At 60.1% G+C, this 16,563-nt stretch carries 13 protein-coding genes; 7 read left to right on the forward strand and 6 right to left on the reverse strand.

Annotated elements, in window-relative coordinates; genetic code table 11:
• The first annotated feature begins 113 nt into the window (after positions 1 to 113).
• Complete coding sequence (locus H2Z84_RS14620; protein WP_220272858.1) at positions 114 to 1,007, forward strand: LysR family transcriptional regulator; 894 nt, start codon at positions 114 to 116, stop codon at positions 1,005 to 1,007.
• A 54-nt stretch (positions 1,008 to 1,061) separates the two neighbouring features.
• Here H2Z84_RS14620 and icd read toward each other — a convergent pair whose 3' ends face one another.
• A complete protein-coding gene (gene icd / locus H2Z84_RS14625) occupies positions 1,062 to 2,306 on the reverse strand; it encodes an NADP-dependent isocitrate dehydrogenase (RefSeq protein ID WP_181836638.1) in 1,245 nt (414 codons plus the stop codon).
• A gap of 211 nt (positions 2,307 to 2,517) precedes the next feature.
• The gene (locus H2Z84_RS14630; protein ID WP_181836639.1) at positions 2,518 to 4,755 is read right to left on the reverse strand and encodes an NADP-dependent isocitrate dehydrogenase; all 2,238 of its coding nucleotides are present in this window, start codon (positions 4,753 to 4,755) and stop codon (positions 2,518 to 2,520) included.
• 431 nt (positions 4,756 to 5,186) lie between these two features.
• Between H2Z84_RS14630 and H2Z84_RS14635 the strand changes: the two genes are divergently transcribed.
• Both H2Z84_RS14635 and aceK read left to right on the forward strand, forming a co-directional pair.
• Positions 5,187 to 5,864 carry a pseudouridine synthase gene (locus H2Z84_RS14635; RefSeq protein WP_181836640.1) on the forward strand — a complete coding sequence of 226 codons (678 nt, stop codon included), beginning with the start codon at positions 5,187 to 5,189 and terminating at the stop codon, positions 5,862 to 5,864.
• A gap of 50 nt (positions 5,865 to 5,914) precedes the next feature.
• The gene (gene aceK / locus H2Z84_RS14640) at positions 5,915 to 7,705 is read left to right on the forward strand and encodes a bifunctional isocitrate dehydrogenase kinase/phosphatase (protein WP_181836641.1); all 1,791 of its coding nucleotides are present in this window, start codon (positions 5,915 to 5,917) and stop codon (positions 7,703 to 7,705) included.
• 45 nt (positions 7,706 to 7,750) lie between these two features.
• Here aceK and H2Z84_RS14645 read toward each other — a convergent pair whose 3' ends face one another.
• The 3 genes from H2Z84_RS14645 to mutS all read right to left on the reverse strand — a co-directional run bounded on the left by H2Z84_RS14645 (position 7,751) and on the right by mutS (position 11,418).
• Complete coding sequence (locus tag H2Z84_RS14645; RefSeq protein WP_181836642.1) at positions 7,751 to 8,173, reverse strand: hypothetical protein; 423 nt, start codon at positions 8,171 to 8,173, stop codon at positions 7,751 to 7,753.
• Positions 8,174 to 8,362: 189 nt separating this feature from the next.
• The gene (locus tag H2Z84_RS14650) at positions 8,363 to 8,800 is read right to left on the reverse strand and encodes a hypothetical protein (RefSeq protein WP_181836643.1); all 438 of its coding nucleotides are present in this window, start codon (positions 8,798 to 8,800) and stop codon (positions 8,363 to 8,365) included.
• A gap of 68 nt (positions 8,801 to 8,868) precedes the next feature.
• Positions 8,869 to 11,418 carry a DNA mismatch repair protein MutS gene (mutS, locus tag H2Z84_RS14655; protein ID WP_181836644.1) on the reverse strand — a complete coding sequence of 850 codons (2,550 nt, stop codon included), beginning with the start codon at positions 11,416 to 11,418 and terminating at the stop codon, positions 8,869 to 8,871.
• A gap of 264 nt (positions 11,419 to 11,682) precedes the next feature.
• Between mutS and H2Z84_RS14660 the strand changes: the two genes are divergently transcribed.
• From H2Z84_RS14660 to ugpQ, 4 genes are all read left to right on the forward strand, one after another.
• Complete coding sequence (locus tag H2Z84_RS14660; protein ID WP_181836645.1) at positions 11,683 to 12,249, forward strand: GbsR/MarR family transcriptional regulator; 567 nt, start codon at positions 11,683 to 11,685, stop codon at positions 12,247 to 12,249.
• 6 nt (positions 12,250 to 12,255) lie between these two features.
• Entirely contained in the window at positions 12,256 to 13,602 is a 1,347-nt protein-coding gene (locus tag H2Z84_RS14665; RefSeq protein WP_181836646.1) for a cytochrome ubiquinol oxidase subunit I, read from the forward strand.
• Positions 13,599 to 14,609: a cytochrome d ubiquinol oxidase subunit II gene (locus H2Z84_RS14670; RefSeq protein ID WP_181836647.1), complete on the forward strand. Its 1,011-nt coding sequence runs from the start codon at positions 13,599 to 13,601 to the stop codon at positions 14,607 to 14,609. The genes H2Z84_RS14665 and H2Z84_RS14670 overlap by 4 nt, the downstream gene beginning before the upstream one ends.
• 241 nt (positions 14,610 to 14,850) lie before the next feature.
• On the forward strand, positions 14,851 to 15,606 hold the full coding sequence (ugpQ, locus tag H2Z84_RS14675; RefSeq protein WP_181836648.1) for a glycerophosphodiester phosphodiesterase: 756 nt from the start codon (positions 14,851 to 14,853) through the stop codon (positions 15,604 to 15,606).
• Positions 15,607 to 15,625: 19 nt separating this feature from the next.
• On the opposite strand, the gene H2Z84_RS14680 is transcribed toward ugpQ, so the two are convergent.
• Positions 15,626 to 16,411 (reverse strand): substrate-binding periplasmic protein, encoded by a 786-nt coding sequence (locus tag H2Z84_RS14680; RefSeq protein WP_181836649.1) that lies wholly within the window; start codon positions 16,409 to 16,411, stop codon positions 15,626 to 15,628.
• Positions 16,412 to 16,563: the final 152 nt, after the last annotated feature.

Here is a 16,563-nt window from a genome sequence, read left to right on the forward strand (position 1 = left end):
TCTCCCTGCTGTTTCATTGCCATGATGAACCCGCGTTCTTCGGCACTTAGGTGCTCATAAGTTCTTTGCATGCAACAACTTAACCTTTAATTGGTTCGTGTTGCACTTGGCCCTTGAAACCGCCGTCTGTGGCTTTGTCTGATCTGGAGTTATTGCTGGATGTGGCTGAGCTGGGCAGTTTCAGTCAGGCGGCGGCCAAGCGCGGCTGGTCGCAGCCACAGGTCAGCCAGCGTATCAGCCTGTTGGAGCAACAGTGGGATGTCCGCCTGTTTACCCGGCATCGGCGTGGTGCGGTGGCTACCAATGCCTGCCAGGCTTTCCTTGCTGCGGCACGCCAGTCGCTTACGGCCTATCGGCAAGGGTTGGAGGCCATGCAGGGCACGCCGAGTGTGCCGCGTATCCGGCTATCCTGCCTGCCATCGCTGACCTCGCCGGTTTTCGGACCTTTGCTGATGAAGCTGGCCGATGCGCCGATGGAGATACGCTGTGGTACCGACCACTCACAGCAGATCATGCAAGATTTGCTGACCGGGCAGGTGGAGGTGGGCTTTGTGCTGAAATGTCCGGCGATGGCCGGCATTCAGATGGAGCTGCTGTGGCGTTCGCCGATTGTCGCGGTGGTGGCTGCCCATCATCCGTTGGCGGACTGCCGTACCCCCTTGGCGCTGGCTGATCTTGCCCGTCATCGCATTGCTCCGCAATTTTGGGGGGACGAGTGCGAAAGCCTGATCCAGCAAATCCGCATGTTGCGGCAGCTTCCCAGCCCGATTCATGCGGTACAGCCGGCCTCGGCGGCGCGTGAGCTGGTATTGCGGCATCGTTTTGTCTCTTTCATGCCGGAGCTGTCGATCAAGGCTGATCTGCAGGATGGCACCCTGGTCAGGCTATGCCTGCCGGAGCTGCCGGCGTGGCATTGGGAAGTGATGATGGCCTGGCGCGCGGGCAAGCGGGTGGATGCGGCAAAAACGCTGGTACTGGACGCAGCGCGCGCCTTGGCAGATGGCTGAAACAGGCAAGGCCCGCAGGGGCGGGCCTTGTGGCGGACTACGCCTGCCGATGGCTTACATGCGGGCGATCATGGCGTCGCCAAAGCCGGAGCAGGATACCTCGGTGGCACCTTCCATCAGCCGGGCGAAGTCGTAGGTGACCTGTTTGTCGGCAATGGCGGCTTCCATGGATTTGATCACCAGGTCGGCTGCGGCGGTCCAGCCCAGGTGGCGCAGCATCATTTCCGCCGACAGGATGAGCGAGCCGGGGTTGACCTTGTCCTGGCCGGCATATTTGGGTGCGGTGCCGTGGGTGGCCTCGAAGCAGGCATACTTGTCCGAAATATTGGCCCCCGGTGCGATACCAATACCGCCCACTTGCGCGGCCAGGGCATCGGAGATGTAGTCGCCGTTGAGGTTGGTGGTGGCGATCACGTCGTATTCGGCCGGACGCAGCAGGATTTGCTGCAGGAAGGCATCGGCAATGGCGTCCTTGACGATGATCTCGCGGCCGGTTTGGGGATTGTTGAACTTGCACCACGGGCCGCCGGCAATCAGTTCGGCGCCGAATTCGCGGCGCGCCAGCGCATAGGCGGTATCACGGAAGTTGCCTTCGGTGAACTTCATGATATTGCCCTTGTGGACGATGGTCAGGCTGCTGCGGTCATTGTCTATGGTGTAGTTGAGGGCCGCACGCACCAGGCGCTCGGTGCCCTCGACCGAGATGGGCTTGATGCCGATGCCGGAGCTGTCCGGGAAGCGGATTTTCTTTACGCCCATTTCGTTTTGCAGGAAGGCGATCACTTTCTTCACCGCATCGGAGCCGGCTTGCCATTCGATGCCGGCATAGATGTCTTCGGTGTTCTCGCGGAAGATCACCATATTGACCAGTTCGGGTTGCTTGAGCGGTGAGGGCACTCCCTGGAAGTACTGCACCGGGCGTACGCACTGGTAGAGGTCAAGCTCCTGGCGCAGCGCCACATTGAGCGAGCGGATGCCACCGCCTACCGGGGTGGTCATCGGGCCTTTGATGGACACTGCGTATTCTTTCAGCGCGTCGAAGGTTTCCTTGGGCAGCCATTCATCCGGCCCGTACAGGCGAGTGGATTTCTCGCCGGCATACACTTCCATCCAGTGGATTTTCTTGGCGCCGCCATAGGCTTTTGCCACCGCAGCATCGATCACCTTGATCATCACCGGGGTGATGTCGATGCCGATGCCATCACCTTCGATGAAGGGAATGATGGGGTGGTCGGGGGTGGCTTGCCCCGGGATGATTTTCTGTCCTGCTGCGGGAACCTTGATATGGGATTCACTCATTGTTTTTCTCTCCTTGTAACGGGGTAACGGGCTGTGACAGACAGCAGTGTTTCTCCACTCACTCAGCCTAGACTGTGGCAGGGCTGTTGCAGAAGATTATCAGACAAATTTTTTTGAAAATCGTTGGCGGGGGAAGGGCGGACAAAAAAAGCGCCAGGACGGATCCTGGCGCTTGGTGGTTTGCTGCCAGCCGGCATCGGCCGGGCAAGGCTTAGGCCTGTACCGCTTTCAGTGCGGTATTGAAGGTGGCGCTCGGGCACATTACGGCCTGGCACTTGGCCGCATCCGGCAGGTAGTAGCCGCCGATGTCGGCCGGCTGGCCCTGTACGGCTTTCAGTTCGTCGATGATTTGCTGCTCGCTGCCGGCCAGCTGCTTGGCCAGTGGGGCGAACTGGGCTTGCAGTTCAGCATCTTCGCTTTGTGCTGCCAGCGCTTCGGCCCAGTAGCTGGCCAGGTAGAACTGGCTGCCACGGTTGTCCAGCTCACCCGTGCGGCGCGACGGCGACTTGTCGTTGTCCAGCAGCTTGCCGGTGGCTGCATCCAGGGTCTTGGCCAGGATCTTGGCCTTGTTGTTGCCGGTCTTGATGCCCAGTTCTTCCAGCGATACCGCCAGTGCGAGGAATTCGCCCAGCGAGTCCCAGCGCAGGTGGTTTTCTTCCAGCAGCTGTTGTACATGCTTCGGTGCCGAACCGCCGGCGCCGGTTTCGTACATGCCACCACCGGCCATCAGCGGCACGATGGACAGCATCTTGGCCGAGGTGCCCAGTTCCATGATGGGGAACAGGTCGGTCAGGTAGTCGCGCAGGATGTTGCCGGTAACCGAGATGGTATCCAGGCCGCGGGCGACACGTTCCAGGGTGAAGCGCATGGCGCGGACCTGCGACATGATGTGGATTTCCAGGCCGCTGGTATCGTAGTCCTGCAGATAGGTTTCCACCTTCTTGATCAGCTCGTTTTCATGCGGGCGGTACGGGTCGAGCCAGAACACTGCCGGCATGCCGGAGTTGCGGGCACGGGTCACGGCCAGCTTTACCCAGTCGCGGATCGGGGCATCCTTCACCTGGCACATGCGCCAGATGTCGCCAGCTTCCACGTTCTGGCTCAGCAGGATTTCGCCGGTAGCCAGGTCAACGATGTTGGCCACGCCGTCTTCGGCGATTTCGAAGGTTTTGTCGTGCGAACCGTATTCTTCGGCCTTCTGCGCCATCAGGCCGACATTGGGCACGGTGCCCATGGTTTTCGGATCGAAGTTGCCGTGCCATTTGCAGAAGTTGATCATCTCCTGATAGATACGGGCAAAGGTCGATTCCGGCATCACGGCCTTGCAGTCGGCCGGTTTGCCATCAGCACCCCACATTTTGCCGCCGTTACGGATCATGGCCGGCATGGAGGCATCAACAATCACGTCGTTGGGCGAGTGGAAGTTGGTAATGCCCTTGGCGGAGTCCACCATGGCCAGACGCGGACGGTGTTCCTGGCAGGCGTGCAGGTCACGGATGATTTCTTCGCGTTTGGTGGCCGGCAGGGTCTCGATTTTTTCGTACAGATTGGCCATGCCGTTGTTGACGTTGACACCCAGTTCTTCGAACAGCTTGCCGTGCTTTTCGAAAGCATCCTTGTAGTAGATCTTGACGCAGTGGCCAAACACGATGGGGTGGGACACCTTCATCATGGTGGCTTTCACGTGCAGCGAGAACAGGATGCCGGATTCGCGGCAGTCTTCCATTTCGCTTTCGTAGAAGTCGCACAGCGCCTTCTTGCTCATGAACATGGAATCGATGATTTCGCTAGCTTGCAGGGCCAGCTTGGGCTTGAGGATGATGGTCTTGCCACTCTTGGTGGTCAGCTCCATCTTCACGTCACGTGCCTTGTCCAGCGTCATGGACTTTTCGCCATGGTAGAAGTCGCCATGGTGCATGTGGGAAACATGGGTCTGCGACCATTGTTTCCATTCGCCCATCGAGTGCGGGTGCTTCTTGGCGTAGTTTTTCACGGCCAGCGGGGCGCGGCGGTCGGAGTTGCCTTCGCGCAGTACCGGGTTGACGGCCGAGCCCAGACACTTGGCGTAGCGGGTCTTGAGGGCATGGTCGGCGTCGCTGCTGGGCAGTTCCGGGTAGTCGGGCAGTGCATAGCCCTTGGCTTGCAGTTCCTTGATGCAGGAGATCAGCTGCGAAACCGAGGCGCTGATGTTCGGCAGCTTGATGATGTTGGTGTCCGGGTCTTGGGTGAGTTTGCCCAAGGTGCTCAGGGTGTCCGGTACTTTTTGTTCTTCAGTCAGGTATTCGGGGAATTCGGCCAGTACGCGGGCAGCAACCGAGATATCTGCCGTTTCGATATTGATGCCGGCAACGCCGGTAAAGGTGCGAACGACCGGCAGGAAGGCGCTGGTGGCCAGCGCCGGTGCTTCGTCGGTCAGGGTGTAGATGATGGTCGGCTGCTTTGTGGGCATACTCTATCTCCAATGATTATTTTGACGTCAGAACAACTACGCAAGGCGGCTTTCGCATACTGGGGGATGTTCCGCTAGGCGCGTGGAAAGGCACTGCATCAGGCGGGCGTTTTGCCGGGCTGCGCTAGGCAGCCTGTGCGTGGCAGCGTGGCCCGTGGGCTTGCGGGTGACTTTTCGGAAGTGAATTATACCCCTCAAATCTGCGCACTGTTTGTAAGTATCCGAACTTTGCCATTTCGACTAGAGAAACAACTGTTCGAATGTGAATTTTCCGCACCGGTGCTGTGAGCTGCACTCCACAGCATAGCCACTGCAATTGACAGCGATGCGAATAGTTTGTTGCAGGAGCCTGTCGGGCAAGCTCCAGCATGACCGCGCCAGTCAGTCCTTGCTATCATCCGGCGCATCACTCGTTTACGGTCTGCCAGAAAATGTCTCAGCTCATCCTGTTCAATAAGCCCTATGGTGTCATCTGCCAGTTTTCCCAGCACGAGCTGCATCCCACGTTGAAAGACCATATCGCGTTACCCGGCGTCTACCCGGCTGGCCGGCTGGATACCGATAGCGAAGGTTTGCTGCTGCTGACCGGCGAAGGTGCCTTGCAGCACCGCATCAGCGACCCGCGCTGGAAGCTGCCCAAGACCTACTGGGTGCAGGTGGAGGGGCGTGTGAGCGAGGAGCAGCTGGAGGCATTGCGTGCGGGGGTCGATCTGGGCGATTTTGTCACCCGGCCGGCACAGGTGCGGCAGATCGAGCCACCGGCGCTGTGGGAGCGCAAGCCACCGGTGCGCTTTCGCAAGACGGTGCCGGACTGCTGGCTGGAAATCATCATCAGTGAAGGCAAGAACCGCCAGGTGCGGCGCATGACGGCCAAGGTGGGTTTGCCCACGCTGCGCCTGGTGCGGGCGGCCATTGGTCCCTGGCAACTGGATGGTTTGCAGCCGGGCGAGCTGCGCAGCATCAGTGTGAATCTTGAAGATTTGCCGGCGCTGTCGCATGCTGAGCGTCTGGGGCAGGGCCGCGACGCCCCTGCTCGCAAGAGCACAGCCGCAGGCAGCAAGGCGGGGCCGCAGCCCTCATTCCGCTTTGCCCGCAGAAACAAGCCATGAGCACCTGCCGTTTGCCGTGATGGCGGACGTGGTCACAGCGAGGCCAGAGTATGCAGATTCCCGAGTATTACAATCCGGTGGCGCGTGATATCGCTCAGGCCCTGATCGATGGCTTTGACAAGCACTACCGGCTGTTTCGCGACTGCAACCGCCAGGCCAAGGGCTTGTTCGAGCGCGGCGACTGGCAAGGCGTGCAGCAGGCCATTCGGGATCGCATCCAGTTTTACGATGAACGGGTGGTGGAGACGGTAGCCCGGCTGCACGGCGAGTTTCATGCCGATCTGCTGGACGATGAAATATGGCAGCAGGCCAAGCTGTATTTCATCGGCCTGCTGACCAATCACAAGCAGCCGGAGCTGGCGGAGACCTTCTTCAACTCGGTGTTCACCCGCATGCTGCACCGGGATTATTTCAACAACGATTTCATCTTCATCCGGCCGGCCATTTCCACGGAATATATCGAGTCCGACCCGCCGTCCTATCGCAGTTACTATCCGGCCAGCAGCAGCTTGCGTCGGGTGATGCGGCAGATCATCGCCGACATGGGCTGGAACCGCCCCTTTGTCCGCCTGCGCCGCGATCTGGCGCTGGTCTTGCAGTACGCCAACGACTTTTTTGCCGGTGCCTGGCCGCATGCCGAGGCGAATCTGCAGATACAGGTGTTGTCCTCCCCCTTTTATCGCAACAAGACGGCCTATATTTTCGGCAAGGTGATCAATGGCGGCTTGAGCTATCCCTTTGCCGTGCCGGTGTTGCACGATGCCGATGCCCGCCTGTATCTGGATACCGTGCTGCTGGAGCCATGGCGTATTGGCGTGCTGTTTTCCTTCAGCCGCGCTTACTTCCTGGTGGATATGGAAGTGCCCTCCGGCTATGTGCAGTTTCTGCGCGGCATGCTGCCGGGCAAGACCAAGGCCGAGCTTTACACCATGCTGGGTTTGCAGAAGCAGGGCAAGAACACCTTCTACCGCGATTTCATGCAGCATCTGCAGCATTCCAATGACCAGTTCATCATTGCCCCGGGCATCCGCGGCCTGGTGATGCTGGTGTTTACCCTGCCGTCCTATCCCTATGTGTTCAAGCTGATTAAGGATGTGTTTGGCGGCCCCAAGGAAATAGACCGCGACACCGTGAAGCAGAAGTACCGGCTGGTGAAGCGGCACGACCGGGTGGGGCGCATGTCGGACACGCTGGAGTTCTCTAATGTCGCTTTTCCGCGCCAGCGCTTTACCGCCGAGCTGCTCGAGGAGCTGCGCAGTCTGGCGCCGTCGATGATGGAGGAGGGGAAAGACAGCATTGTCATCCGCCACCTGTATATCGAGCGGCGCATGAAGCCGCTGAACATGTATCTGATGAACTGCGATGAGCAGGAAAAAGAGCGGGTGATCCGCGACTACGGCCTGGCGATCAAGGAGCTGGCTGCCGCCAATATCTTTCCCGGCGACATGCTGTTCAAGAACTTCGGTGTCACCCGTTACGGCCGGGTGATCTTTTATGACTACGATGAAATCGAATATCTGACCGATTGTCATTTTCGTCAGATACCGGAAGCGCCGAATCCGGAAATGGAGATGTCCGGCGAGGTCTGGTATCCGGTGGCGCGTCATGATGTGTTTCCCGAGGAGTTCGGCACCTTCCTGCTGGGTGACCCGCTGGTGCGCAAGACCTTTCTGCAATACCACCGCGACTTGCTGACGCCGGATTTCTGGCAGCAGCGCCAGCAGCGCATCCGTGCTGGCTATATGGAGGACTTCTATCCTTATCCGGAAGAAATGCGCTTTGTCCACGCGCTGGCGCGGCGGCAGGCGCGACCTTGCCGGGGTGTGGATGAGCAAGACTGAAAAAGGGAAGCCGTGGCTTCCCTTTTTTCATGTCTGTGGCAGGACTCAGCTAGCGTGTGCGCTGGTTGCTGACTGAGGGTAATCCTCGAAGTAAGCCAGCGGGCCTGCTGAGGTGAGGCCAAGACAAAAGCGGCTGTTTGCCGCCGCCGGACGCTCTGCATTACAGGCCTGCAACAGTTCGAACAGGCTGCTCAGCTCCAGGAACAGTTCGCCCAGGTAATGGCTGTTTTTCAGCCACAGGCGAATTTGACGAGCCTGCGGATGTGGGCTGAGTAGCAGCACTTGGCCGTGCTGATCGCTGCCCAGGCAGATGGCAGGCGGGATGTGTATGCCACGGGTGAGCAGTTCGAGGCGGGCTTGCCGTCCCAGGCTGCCCAGCAGGGTTTTGGCTTGCAGGCGCAAATTGTCGCTCAGGGTGGGGGCCGGCAGGGCCTGTGCAGGCTGGCGGGGGGATTCGGTCAGCGGCATGTTCTTGCTCCAAAGGTATGTGATACCTTGATGGTAGAAGGGCAGGCCGGATAGAGAGTCTGATGATTACTAGCGAATTTTCTCGTTGATGCGCTGTAAATTCTGTGGCCAGCTAGGGCCGGTGTAACGCTGAAAAGCAGGCAGGGGAGACAGATGTCTCCCCTGAGCGGCTAAGGCGGAAAGCCAAAACTATTGCTGGTAAGGACTACACGAATGGTCCTCGAAATACGCAATCGGACCGGCACTGGTCAGACCGATATGAAAGCAGGATGTCTCGGGGAAGATTTCACCTGCAGCTTCGGCAGCACGTACAAGTTCGAACAGTACTTCTACTTCTTTGAATTGGCTGGACAGCTTGGCGTTGTCAGTCAGCCAGCTGAGGATTTCATCGGATTGGGGATGGTTGTTTTCCAGGGTAAGGCTGCACGCCGGGCAACTTACCAGACTGATGGCAGGTGGCATGCTGATCTGACGTTCCACCAGTTGTTCTTCCGCCAGGCTGGCAAACTTGGCCAGTTGTTTGCTGGCGCGCTCGCGGATGGCTTGAAGGGTGATGCTGCCATCATCTCCAGTGTGTCCAAACAGGCGAACAAACCCCGGGTTGCTGGCAGTGCTCTGCGACGACATAGTGCTTACTCCTGTTCTCTGCGTGTCATGATTTTTTCATCATAGATGATGCTTGTCATTTTGCTGTATCAATTCAGCACTTTTTTCACTTGATAGAGAAAGTCGAGTGCCTGACGCGGGGTGAGCTCGTCCGGGTTGATGTCTTGCAGCATGTCCAGCGCCGGATTCGGCTCGCTTTCCACGGTGTCGACTATGGCCGGCGGTGCGCTGAACAGATCGGGCTGGACGCGGGCTGCCGACTGATTTTCCAGCTCCACCAGATAGCGCCTGGCTTCGCGAATCACCTTGGGCGGCACCCCGGCCAGCTGGGCCACCGCCAGGCCGTAACTCTGGCTGGCCGGGCCTTCGTCCACATGGTGCATGAATACGATGCGGTCTTTGTGCTCGACGGCAGACAGGTGCACATTGGCGACGGCCGGGTACTGATCGGCCAGGGTGGTGAGCTCGAAATAGTGGGTGGCAAACAGGGTGTAGGCGCGGCTCTTTTCGATCAGTGCCTTGGCGATGGCCCAGGCCAGCGCCAGGCCATCGAAGGTGGAGGTGCCCCGGCCAACTTCGTCCATCAGCACCAATGACTGGGCGCTGGCGTTGTTTAAGATATTCGCCGTTTCGGTCATTTCCACCATGAAGGTGGAGCGGCCGCCGGCCAGGTCATCCGAGGCGCCGATGCGGGTGAAGATGCGGTCGATCTGGCCGATGACGGCGCGCTCGGCCGGCACGAAGCTGCCGATGTGCGCCAGCAGGGTGATCAGCGCGTTCTGCCGCATATAGGTGGATTTACCGCCCATGTTCGGGCCGGTGATCAGCAGCAGCTTGCGCTCGTCGCTGAGGCGGGTGTCGTTGGCGATGAAGCGTTCTACCTCGGCTTCCACCACCGGGTGACGTCCAGCGATGATTTCCAGCCGGGTATCGCTGACGAACTGGGGCTCAACATAATTATTGCTGCTGGCGCGCTCGGCAAAGGCGGCCAGCACGTCCAGCCCGGCCACGGCCTGGGCGATCAGCTTGAGGTCGGGAATGTGCGGCGCCAGCTGGTCGAGCAATTGTTCGTACAGCTGCTTTTCCAATGCCAGTGAGCGGTCCTGCGCCGACAGGGCCTTGTCTTCGAATTCTTTCAGCTCCGGCGTGATGTAGCGTTCGGCATTTTTCAGGGTCTGACGGCGGCGGTAGTCGTCCGGCACCTTGTCGCCCTGCGCGCGTGATACTTCGATATAGAAGCCGTGCACGCGGTTGAATTCCACCTTGAGGGTGGTGATGCCGGTGCGCTCCTTTTCGCGCGCTTCCAGCGCCAGCAGGAAGTCGCCGCAGTCGGTCTGGATAGCGCGCAGTTCGTCCAGATCGGCATTCAGGCCGTGGTTGATGACCCCGCCATCGCGCAAAAAGGTGGCCGGTTCCGGCAGGATGCTGGCGGTGAGCAAGCTTTCCACCGGAGAGTTGTCCGGCAGCAGCCGTGCCAGTTCGCCCAGCAGCGGGGCATCCAGGCTGCTGGCCAGCTGCTTGGCACCGGTCAGGGCCTTGAGCGAATCGCGCAGGGCCGCCAGATCGCGCGGACGGGCGCTGCGCAGGGCGATGCGGGCGGTGATGCGTTCGATGTCGGCCACTTCGCGCAACTGGCTGTGCACGTCCTGGTGCAGCGGCAGCAGGGCGCGCACCGATTCCAGGCGGCGTTGCAGCTTGGCATGCTGGCGGATGGGGTGGTGCAGCCAGTGGCGCAGCAGGCGGCTACCCATGCTGGTGGCGCAGGTGTCCAGCAAGGACGCCAGCGTGGGCGAGGGTTCGCCGCGTATGGTTTCGGTCAGTTCCAGATTACGGCGGGTGGCGGCATCCATGCGGATCAGCTCGCCGGCATCCTCTACCGCCAGCTGGGAAATATGCGCCGGGTTCACGCTCTGGGTGGATTTGACGTATTCCAGCAGTGCACCGGCCGCCCCCACCGCTACCGGCAGGGTGTCGGCGCCGAAGCCGGCCAGATCATGCGTGCCGAAGTGGCGAGTCAGCGCCAACTGGGCGGACGCGGTGTCGAACTGCCAGGGCGGCAGCTTTTTGCGCGGGCAACTGACCTGTTCGAAGATGTTCAGCCCGCTGTCGTCCGGTAGCACCAGTTCGGCCGGTTTCAGCCGTTCCAGTTCGCTGGCGAATTCTTCCACGCCGGTTTGCATGATCTTGAATTCACCGCTGGCCATGGATAGCCAGGCCAGGCCCAGCGTGCCCTTGTGCATGTTTACCGCCAGCACCAGGTTGTCGCGCTTGTCGTCCAGCAGCGCGGCATCGGTCAGCGTGCCGGGGGTGACGATGCGTACTACCTTGCGCTCCACCGGGCCTTTGGCCAGTGCCGGGTCGCCAATCTGTTCGGCAATGGCCACCGACTCGCCCATTTTTACCAGCCGTGCCAGGTAGCCTTCGGCAGCATGGTAAGGCACACCGGCCATCTTGATGGGGTTGCCGCCGCTGGCGCCACGGGTGGTGAGGGTGATGTCCAGCAGGCGCGCCGCCTTTTCCGCATCTTCGTAGAACAGCTCGTAAAAATCGCCCATGCGGTAGAACAGCAGCTTGTCGGCGTGCTGGCTTTTCAGGGCGAAGTATTGCTGCATCATCGGAGTGTGCTGGGGCGTGCTCATGGGCGTAGTGCTCTGGTCGGTATCGGGTGCAGATGACAACGCCCCGCTTTAGCGGGGCGCTGACATGAAAGCGCGATTTTACCGTAGCGGGGGCCGGGTGTCAGGCGGCAGTCGCCAGCAATGGACCAGACGTTGTGTGTTGCCCCTTTGGTCTGTGCTGATTGGCAAGTCTTTTAATCAAGCAATCTGTGCATTGACGGGCATCAAGTGACAAAAGTATGATCTTTATCAAAGTTTCAGAAATTCCTGAAAATTGAGGAAGTCATGAATGCCACCCCTTTAGTTCAGTCTTTTGTCTCGCATTTCGGCGAGATGGGCAGCCGTTGGGGCATTAACCGCACCGTCGGTCAGATCTATGCCCTGTTGTTTGTTTCCGAAAAACCGCTCAATGCCGACGAGATCGCCGAGCGCCTGAGTTTTTCCCGCTCCAATGTCAGCATGGGCCTGAAAGAACTGGAGTCGTGGCGGCTGGTGAGGCTGCAGCACTACCCGGGCGACCGGCGCGAATACTTTTCTACCCCGGATGATGTGTGGGCCATCTTCAAAACCCTGGCCGAGGAGCGCAAGAAGCGCGAAGTGGAACCGACGCTCACCATGCTGCGCGGAGCAATGATGGAGACCGCCGGCAGCGAGGCCGACCGCCATGCGCAGGCACGCATGAAAGAGATGTACCAGTTGATCGAACTGGTCACCACCTGGTTTTCCGATATCCAGCACATGGATGTGGAAACCCTGCAGCGGCTGATGAAGCTGGGTTCACAGGTGCAAAAAGTACTGCAGTTCACCCAGTCGCTGAGCAAGCTGACCGGGCGTGACACGGAAAGGGAGTAAGCCATCATGGAACTGGATGCCTTAACGCTGGCGCGTGCCCAGTTTGGTGCCAATATCAGCTTTCATATTCTGTTTCCCAGCATCAATATCGCACTGGCCTGGGTATTGTTGTTCTTCAAGCTGCGCTATCTGCGTACCGGCAAGCAGGCGTGGATGGATGCCTACGGCTTCTGGGTGAAGATCTTCGCGCTGTCTTTCGCTCTGGGCGTGGTCAGCGGCGTCACCATGAGCTTTCAGTTCGGCACCAACTGGCCGGGCTATATGCAGACGGTGGGCAATATCGCCGGCCCGCTGCTGGCTTATGAAATCCTCACGGCGTTTTTCCTGGAGGCAGGCTTTCTCGGCATCATGCTGTTTGGCCGGCCACGGGTGTCCGAGCGGGTGCACACCTTTGCCACACTGCTGGTGGCCTTTGGCAATAGCCTGTCGGCCTTCTGGATCATCGCGCTCAATTCCTGGATGCAAACCCCGACCGGGTTCGTGATGAAGGATGGCCGCGCTCATGTGAGCGACTGGCTGCAGGTGATCTTCAATCCGTCCATGCCTTACCGGCTGACTCACATGCTGCTGGCCTCCGGCCTGACCGTGGCCTTTTTGCTGGCCGGGCTGTCGGCTTACCGTCAACTGAAAGGGGATCGCAGCGCGGGCAATGGCGCAGCGCTGAAAACCGGGGTGAGGCTGGCGGCACTGCTGATTCCCTTGCAGATTCTGGTGGGCGATGCGCACGGCCTGAATACCATGGAGCACCAGCCGGCCAAGCTGGCGGCCATCGAAGGGGTGTGGCATACCGAGCGCGGCGCGCCCCTGCTGCTGTTTGCCCTGCCCAATGCCGATACCCAGCGTAACGATTACGCCGTGGGTATTCCGCATCTGGCCAGCCTGATCATCAAGCATGATCTGGACGGCGAAATCCGCGGCCTGAACGAATTTGCCCAGCACCCGCCGGTGGCCAAGGTGTTCTGGAGTTTCCGCGTGATGGTGGGGGTGGGCGTGCTGATGTTGCTGACTGCCTGGTTTGGCGCTTGGCAGCTGCGCCGGGATGCGCCTGCAGCACTGCTGGACCGGCGTCTGCTGTGCTGGCTGGTGGGCATGACCTTTGCCGGCTGGGTAGCCACGCTGGCGGGCTGGTATGTCACCGAGATCGGCCGCCAGCCCTGGTTGGTAACCGGTGTGCTGACTACGGCACAGGCGGCGGGGCAGGCCACTACCAGCATGGTGGCCGGGTCGCTGCTCACTTATCTGGCACTGTATGCCGGCCTGCTGCTGGCTTATGTCTCGGTGCTGTTTCATCTGGCCAAAAAAGCGGCAGGACAGGCTGATGCTGCTGTCGTGCTGCAGGAGGTGCAGGCATGAACGCTGCTTACTGGTTGCCGGTGATCTTCGCCGGACTGATGGGCCTGGCCATGCTGGTGTATGTGGTGCTGGATGGCTTTGACCTGGGGGTGGGCTTGTTGCTGCCGCTGGCGGACGATGCCGGCAAGGACCGCATGGTGGCCAGTATCGGCCCGTTCTGGGATGCCAATGAAACCTGGCTGGTGTTGGGGGCAGGGCTGCTGCTGGTGGCCTTTCCCATGGCGCATGGCGTGGTGTTTGGTGCGCTGTACATTCCGGTGCTGCTGATGCTGGTGGGGCTGATCCTGCGCGGGGTAGCCTTCGACTTTCGCGTCAAGGCACGCGACCCGCACCGCCCCTGGTGGAATGCCATTTTCGCGCTGGGTTCGCTGCTGGCCTCGCTGGCGCAGGGGGTGATGCTGGGGCGTTATCTCACTGGCTTTGCTGATGGTGCACTGTCCTGGCTGTTTGCCTTGCTGGTGGGCGTCGGGCTGAGCGCGGCTTATGCCTTGCTCGGTGCCTGCTGGCTGATCATGAAAACCGATGGCCCCTTGCAGGCCCGGGCCATCAGCTGGGCGCGCCATAGTGTGGCGGGCGCGGCCTTGGCGGTATTGCTGGTGTCGGGGGTGACGCCGCTGGTGAATCCGGCGATTGCCGCCAAATGGTTTGCCCTGCCGCAGTTATTCCTGCTGCTGCCTTTGCCGCTGGGAACGGTTGCCCTGTTTGCCCTGCAATTGATCATCCTGCCGCGGCTGGCGCGCCGCCAGGCTGTCGGCAATGATCGCTACTGCTGGCTGCCCTTTGCCGCCACCGTGGGCATTGTGCTGCTGGCCTTCTGGGGGCTGGCCTATAGTGTGTTTCCGCAGGTGGTGATCGGCCGTATGGATATCTGGCAGGCCGCCAGCGATCCGGAGGCCTTGTGGATCATCCTGTGGGGCGCCTTGCTGGTACTGCCTTGCATCATCGCTTATACCGCCTTTGCCTACCGGGTGTTCTGGGGCAAGGCCGACAGTCTGAGCTACCAGTAAGCCTACGCGGGCCTCGGCTCATGCTGTTTAAGACCCGACTTGCCCGGCAGGTCGGGTTTTGTCATGCATGCGTCACATCGGCGACGGATAATGCGCGCTTTTTGCCGCTTTAATGCAAGATGGCGCATGCTGCTCTGGTGTGATCTGCATGCCTGCCATGTTCATGCTAAGCCATATCGGCACCGGCCAACTGCCGCCGCTGCCTGTCCAACCATTGCAAGCGTCTTGATGGAGAGAATCTATGTCCCAGCTGCAGCTGCGAAGCCCCTGGCCTTATCCTGCCGTGGTGGCACACCGGGGTGGTGGGGCCATGGCTCCGGAAAATACCCTGGCCGGTTTTCGCGCCGGCATTGCTCATGGCTACCGCGCTGCCGAATGCGATGTGAAGCTGTCGGCAGACAATGTCTGCTTCCTGTTGCATGACGATGCGGTCGACCGCACCAGTAATGGCCAGGGTCTGGCTGCCGAGCTGAGCATGGCCAGTCTGGCCCAGCTGGATGCCGGGGCATGGAAGGGTGCGGCTTTTGCCGGCGAGGCCCTGCCCACTTTCGCCAATGTGGCCGCTTATTGTCAGGCTCAGGGCATGCTGCTGAACGTGGAAATCAAACCCTGCCCGGGACGCGAAGAGGAAACCGGCCGGCTGGTGGCGCAGGAGGCCGCGCGCTTGTGGGCCGGAGCCGCGATACCTCCCTTGCTGTCGTCGTTCAGTGACGTCGCCTTGCGTGCTGCACAGCATGCCGTACCGGCGCTGCCTCGTGCCTGGCTGGTGGAAGAGGTGCCGGCCAACTGGCAGGCCATGCTGCAGGAAATGGACTGCATTGCCCTGCATTGCGACCACTGCACCCTGACGCGTGAGCAAGCCACCGCCATCAAGGCCGCCGGTTACCAGTTGCTGTGTTATACGGTGAACGAGCTAGCGCGGGCGCGTGAAATCATCGGCTGGGGCGTGGACAGTGTCTGTACCGACCGGCTGGATCTGCTACCGGCCGCCAGGTAAACCGCTGCTGAGCGGCTGATCAGAAATTCATCATCTGCTGCGCTTCGTCGCGGTTGAAATACTTGCGGAAGATTTTCAGCATGCTGCCATCGCGGCGCATGCTGTTGATGATTTCGCGCCAGCGCTCCTGCTGTTCCGGTGAAATGGTCTTGCGCGACATGATCAGCCCGTGCGGGGTGGGCTGGTCGTTGGTTTCCATGATGCGCACCAGCTTGGCCACCTGGTATTTGTCCAGATCTGAATAGTCGAACGGCTCGATGATGATGGCCTGGGTGCGTCCCTGCCTCAGGTTCTGGTACAGGGCATCGTAATCGTAGCTGCCGATCAGTCTCCCGTCATGATCCAGTGTGTCCACCAGTTGGTTGATGGTGTCGCTGTAGCGAAAGCTGAGAATTCCCCCCAGCTTGAGATCGCTACGGATTTGAAAGTCCGCCAGATTCTGTACCGCGGCGTCCTTGCGCACGATCAGGCTGTATTTGTCGGCAAAATACCAGGCAAAAGCCGCAAATTTTTCTCGCTCATCGTTGGTGATGCCGGACAGGCTGAAGTCCAGGTTGCCGCTTTCCAGTAGTTTCCAGATGCGCGAGCGTGGCAGCAGGCTGATATCCACGCGGCAGCCGCTGCGGCGTATCAGTTCGTCCGCCACGTCCTTGTCGATACCGCTGCGGCTGCTGGCGTTATACAGCAAGCCATGTTCGTGCAGCGCCAGGGTATAGCTGCGACTGCAATCCGGGCCGGCAGCCTGCGCCAGTGGTGGCAGGCAGAGCAGGAGGCCAAGTGCCATGTACAGAATGTGTGAGGACATGCAGGGCTCCGCGTGCTGGTTAACTGTCAGGATAGCAGATGGGTTATGCCATCTGTCATGTCGGCATGGCCGGATGCCAGTTGGTTCGGCGACATTGGGGCTGGAAAAGTCGATTGCCGGTTATTGTTTGTGTCAATATAATTAGCTGGCTA

It is taken from the genome of Aquitalea aquatica, from assembly GCF_013911085.1.
GTDB classification, from domain to species: domain Bacteria; phylum Pseudomonadota; class Gammaproteobacteria; order Burkholderiales; family Chromobacteriaceae; genus Aquitalea; species Aquitalea aquatica.